The organism is Catenulispora rubra, from assembly GCF_015356825.1.
Classification (GTDB): Bacteria; Actinomycetota; Actinomycetes; order Streptomycetales; family Catenulisporaceae; genus Catenulispora; species Catenulispora rubra.
The window spans coordinates 1-4,959 of the sequence record NZ_JAACYW010000484.1 but is presented as its reverse complement, the minus strand read 5'-3'; the positions used below and the strand labels follow the sequence as shown (position 1 = coordinate 4,959).

Annotated in this window: 2 protein-coding genes; one reads left to right on the top strand and one right to left on the bottom strand. The window is 74.1% G+C overall.

Annotation, left to right across the window (positions count from 1 at the left end; genetic code table 11):
• On the top strand, window positions 1-1,286 hold a 1,286-nt coding region (locus GWK61_RS52730), incomplete at its 5' end, for a YehQ family protein (RefSeq protein ID WP_228564440.1).
• 59 nt (window positions 1,287-1,345) lie between these two features.
• Here the strand turns inward: GWK61_RS52730 and GWK61_RS52725 are convergent.
• Window positions 1,346-4,768 carry a PAS domain-containing protein gene (locus tag GWK61_RS52725; RefSeq protein ID WP_194921819.1) on the bottom strand — a complete coding sequence of 1,141 codons (3,423 nt, stop codon included), beginning with the start codon at window positions 4,766-4,768 and terminating at the stop codon, window positions 1,346-1,348.
• Between the last annotated feature and the right edge of the window lie 191 nt (window positions 4,769-4,959).

Genomic DNA, 4,959 nt, shown 5'->3' with positions numbered 1-4,959 from the left:
CCGCCGTCGACCTCGCTGCCGACATCTTCCTCACCGGCGTCTCGAATCTCGCGGCCGGCTTCACCCCGCGCCTGGCGCGCGTGCGCCGCGATCTCGACTCCGCGAGCCTGCGGTGGCCGCTGCTCGCCGCCGAGGATCTGGCCGATCAGGTTGCCGCGCATGCGGATCGGGCCGCGCGGCATCAGCAGGTGCTGGTCGCTGACCTGCTCGCCGAGCTTGTTGCGCGGGCGCGCGTCGCCGGGTCGTCCGTGGGGCAGCCGAAGTCGCGCGTGTTGGGTACCGAGGAGGCGGCGGAGGTCGCGTTGCGGCGGCTGCGGCTGACCGCGCTCGGGTGCCGTGTGCTGGCGGTCGGCGGGGATCGCAGGGCTCTGGTGTTCCTGGCCGATCCTGCTGCCGGTGTGGTGCTCACGCTCGATGGCCGCTATGAGGGCGCTGTCACCGGCGCCGATCTCGTTGGGCGGCGGTTGGCCGGGAGCACTGTGGGTGTGCTGGCCGGCGGCAATGTCGTGACCGAGACCGCGCACCGGCGGGCCGATCGGCGCCTGCGGTTGGCGGTGAACCGGGTCGCGCGCACGACCGTCAGCCAGTCCGGCGGCGCGTGGGGCCACCTGCCCGGCACGCTGCTCGCGCGCGACCTGGACGCGCTCGCCGCCGAGTTCGACCGGCTCCCGCCGCGCCTGGTGCGGCCGCGCGTCGATGCCGAGGACGTGCGCGTCGTGGATGTCGCAGAGGTCGAACACCTCTGGTACGAGCCAGGCAGCCAGCGCCTGTCCGCAGTCGTCCGCGGCACGGCCGGCGGCACCGCGCGCATCGTCTCCGAGTACCGCTCCGTCGCGCCCGGGGCCCTCGACGCCCTCGCCGAAGCGCTCCGACGCGACCCGGACTACGTCTCGGCCACCGTCCGGCGCGGCCGTGGCGGCCTGGTCCTGACGCCGATCGCGGTGGTCGCCGAGGGCCGCGTCGTGGTCCCCGACCTGGCCTCCGGCGACGGCTCCAAGGACCTCGACGACGGCGCCGCCCTCATGCCCGACCGCCTCACCGCGGCGATCGAGAACGCCTTCGAACTCCTCGCCGAGATGACGCACCGAGGCGCACGCCACCTGCCCCCCTCGTTCACCACACGCCTGGACGCGACGGCCGACCGGCTGGAATCCGCCGGCCTCGGACGCTGCGCGACGGATCTTCGTGGCCTGAATCGCACGCTCGGCCCGGACCCGGGACGCGCGGCGTTCGACGCGTGGGCCGACGCCGCGATCCGCCTGATCACGACAGCCGAAATGCGCTAGAGCAGAAACGCAGAGCAGAAACGCAGAGCAGAGACACAGAGCAGAAAGCGAGCCCCGCCTCAGTCCACGATCTTCCCCATCAGATCGCCGATCCGCTGCGCCGCCTCCGGCCCGACCTCGCGGTCCACCAGATGCACCACCGCCTCGCCGGAACGAAGCGCGCGCAGCACCCCGGCGTCCGTCGTCATCGACGCCGGCACCGTGTACAGCACAGTCGGCGCGAGATGCAGCCGCTCGTACGTCCGCAACCAGTCGATGACCCCCGAGCGCCGCCGCCGCACCAGCGTCATGTCCATGACGATCAGCTGCGGATGCTCGGCGACCATCGCCGCCATCGCGTCGTTCTCGCTCGCGGCCTGGATCACCCGCATCCCGTCCCGCTCCAGCGAGATCGCGAAGCTGGCGGCCAGATCCGGGTTCTCCTCGATCAGCAGCACCCGGGGCGCCGACACCTGCTCCGGTGTCAGGGCCCTGAGCAGCGCGGACGGATCGGCCCCGCGCCGCGCGGTCGCCGACATCGCGGCCACCGGCACGGCGCCCAACCCGGCGGTCACGAACAGCGGGATGCCCGAGTCGGCCGCCGCGGCGCGCAGCGTGTGCAGCGCGGCGCGCGTCACCGGCACGCCGACCGGGTCGGCCAACAGCGCCACCGGCCGCGCCGCCCCGGTCTCGCTGAGCTGCGCGGGCGCCTTCAACGCCGTGGGCGCGTACCCCTGCGCCGCGAGCACCTGCTCGGCCCCGGTCTCCGGCGTCGGCCACACCAGCAGCGTCGGCGCGGCCCCGCGCGGCTCACCGCCCGGTGCCGGCCACGCGTCCACACCTTGCGGAGCCGGGTCCGGCTCCTCCGGGTTCGGCCACGCCGCCGCCTCGCTGACGGCTGGCTTCGGCGCCGCGAACGGCGACGGCGGGAGCGCCCCGAACGGCGACGCGGTCTGCGCCTCCGTCAGGAACGGTGCAGGCGGCTGGGGCGACAGGGATTGCTGCGGCGGGAAGACCGCCGGCGAGAGTCCGGAGGTCTGACGATCAGAACTCTTGCTGTTCGGATCGAACGGCTCCGGGATCGTGAACCCGGAATTCTGAGCCTGAGCCTCACTCAAGAAGGGCAAAGGCGCCTGCGCCTCGCCGGCTGGCGGAAATGCGACACCCTGGCTTCCGTTCACCGCCTCGGAACCCCGCGCCCCGGTCCCGAACACACCATCGGACGCCTGATTCCCGAAGCCCGCCATGTCACCGAACGGCGACGACGTCTTCGGCACGGAGAACAACTCGCCCCGGGCGTCGCCGGCGAACATCGTGCCCGGCTGCGCACCAGGGCCCGCACCTGCGGCGTCGGCACCAGGCACCTCGTCGCGGAACAACGGCTGCGCCGGATCCGGACCGTACAGCGACCCCGATCCCACAGCCCGAGGCGCGCCGAAGCGCGAGTCGCCGCCGTCCGGCTCGCGGAACACCGGATCTCCGTACAGCGAAGCAGCCTGCTGAGCTTTCTGGGCCTCAGGAGTGAAGTTCCCCGACGTCGCCAGCGCCGCCTCGTCCTGGTACGAGCCGGACGTGCGCAGCGCGGCGTCGCCCGAGGACTCGACGTGCTGGATCAGATAGCTGTCGTTGGCTGCGGCCGCCTGGTGCGCCGCACGCCGACGTCCCCGGGGCGCCGTCTCGGTGGACCCGTTGGCTCCCGCCGCTGCGCCGTTGCCCGAGGCCGAAGCACCGGCTGGCACGTGGGTGGTCTGGCCGAAGCCGAGGTGCCCGCGTTCCGCGAGCTCTCCTCGGTCTCCCAGTTGTTCTTCCGGCGGCGCGATCTGCCGGGGAATGGTGGTCGTCGTGGCCGCGGCCGAGTCGCCGCGCCGCCGTCCGCCGAGCGCGCCGGCCGGCTCCGCGGATTCGATCTCCCGGACGATCGGGATGATCCGCGTCTCCTCGACCAGGTTGCGCGAGGCCGAGGACGCGCCGGAGGCCAGCTCGTTCTCGCCCTCGGCGCCGACCGGCAGCTCGATCACATAGGTGACGCCCTTGCCGTCGACGCGGTGCACGGTCAGCTGGCCGCCGTGCCGTTCCACGACGGTGCGCGCGAAGCTCAGGTGCTCCGGCACGCCGGCGACCTCCGCGCCGCGCACCTCGATGCGCGCGATCGGGCCGCGGCGTGCGGCGGCGACCACGACAGTGGAGCCCGGGGGAGAGGCCTGGACCGTGTCCACCAGCAGGTGGCGGACCGCCTGGGTCATCCGTTCGGCGTCGATCACGACCTCGGCCGGGCCGGTGTGCACCGCCAGGTCGATGCCGGCGGCGCCGGCCAGGTCGGTCGCGGCGTCCGTGGCCGCGTGCACTATCCGGCCCAGCTCGGCGGGGCGTTTGCGCAGGCCGGTGGGGCCGGCCGCGGCGTCGAGCAGTTCCTCGACCAGGCGCGCGGCCTCGGCGAGTTCGGCGGTGACGTGCGCCAGCTGGTGGCGGGTGCCGGGGGTCAGGGCGTCGCCGGTGTTGGCCAGGCGGGCCAGGCCGGTGCGGGCGGCGTCGAGGGGACGTCGCAGGGCGCTGACCGACTCGGCGCTCAGGACGGTGCCGTTGGAGCCGTTGATTCCGGTGCCGCCGCCGAAGGCGTTGGCCCCGCTGAACGCACCGACGCCGGGGTGGCCGCCGGGTCCGCCGGCGCCGTTCGGGACCTGCGGGGTCTGGACCGCGGGGAGCCGGAAGCGGGACAGGTCCACGAAGGTGACGACCGCGCCGACCAGGGCGTCGTCCTCCATCACCGGGGCCGTCGAGAGCTCGACCGGCACCGTGCCGCCGCCCTTGGCGATCAGGTGCAGCCCGGCCTCGCTGCCGAGGCGGTGCTTGCGGCCGGTGCGCAGGGTGTCGGCGACCGGCGACGGCTCGCCGGGGGCGGACCCGCCGATCAGCGCGTCGAACTCCAGGCCGCCGAGCTCGGAGGCACGGTATTTGAGGACGCGCGCGGCGGCCGGGTTCACCAGCACCACGCGGCCGCCGGTGTCCACGCCGACGATGCCCTCGCTGGCGGCGCGCAGGATCAGTTCGGTCTGCCGCTGCTGGCGGCGCAGCTCGGCCTCGGCGTCGGCGACGCCCGAGACGTCGCGCACCACCACGACCTCCAGCCCGCCGTGCCCGGCCGGCAGGAAGGAGCGCACGACCTCGGCCGGGAAGGCCGAACCGTCGGCGAGCTTGGCGACCATGCGGGTGGGCACCCCGGCATCGCCGCCGGACACCGAGCCCGGCCCGGATTCGCCCGGATCGGTCCACACCCCGGCGGTCGGGTCGGGGGAGGCGACCCGCGCCAAGGCGGTGCCGAACCCGGAGAGCAGATCAGTGACAGGCCGTCCGACCAGCGGCGCACCCGGCGCCTCGAACCAGCCCACGGCCACGGCGTTCGCGTTGACCACGCGCCCGCCGCCGTCGACGAGCAGCAGCGCCTCGGGCAGCGAGTCGAGTATCGCCGCCAACCGGGCGACACCCCGCACCGGTGAACGGTCCATCCAGCCGTGGCCCTCCTCGTGGCGTGCGTCAGGCGCCACTACCCCCGCGAGCGACAGGTACACGCCGCCGGGCCCACCATCCCGCCCCACACCGACACCACAGGCGTCGACAGAGGAAGAAAAGGTGGCGATGGTCACCGATAGGCGACTATCCCACAAGCACCCCGAGCCCGTCTCCCCCGCCTCCGAGA

What these genes read in the sequence shown, in the direction of transcription:
- GWK61_RS52725 (WP_194921819.1), bottom strand. Translation starts at nt 4,768, where the DNA reads ATGGACCGTTCACCGGTGCGGGGTGTCGCCCGGTTGGCGGCGATACTC.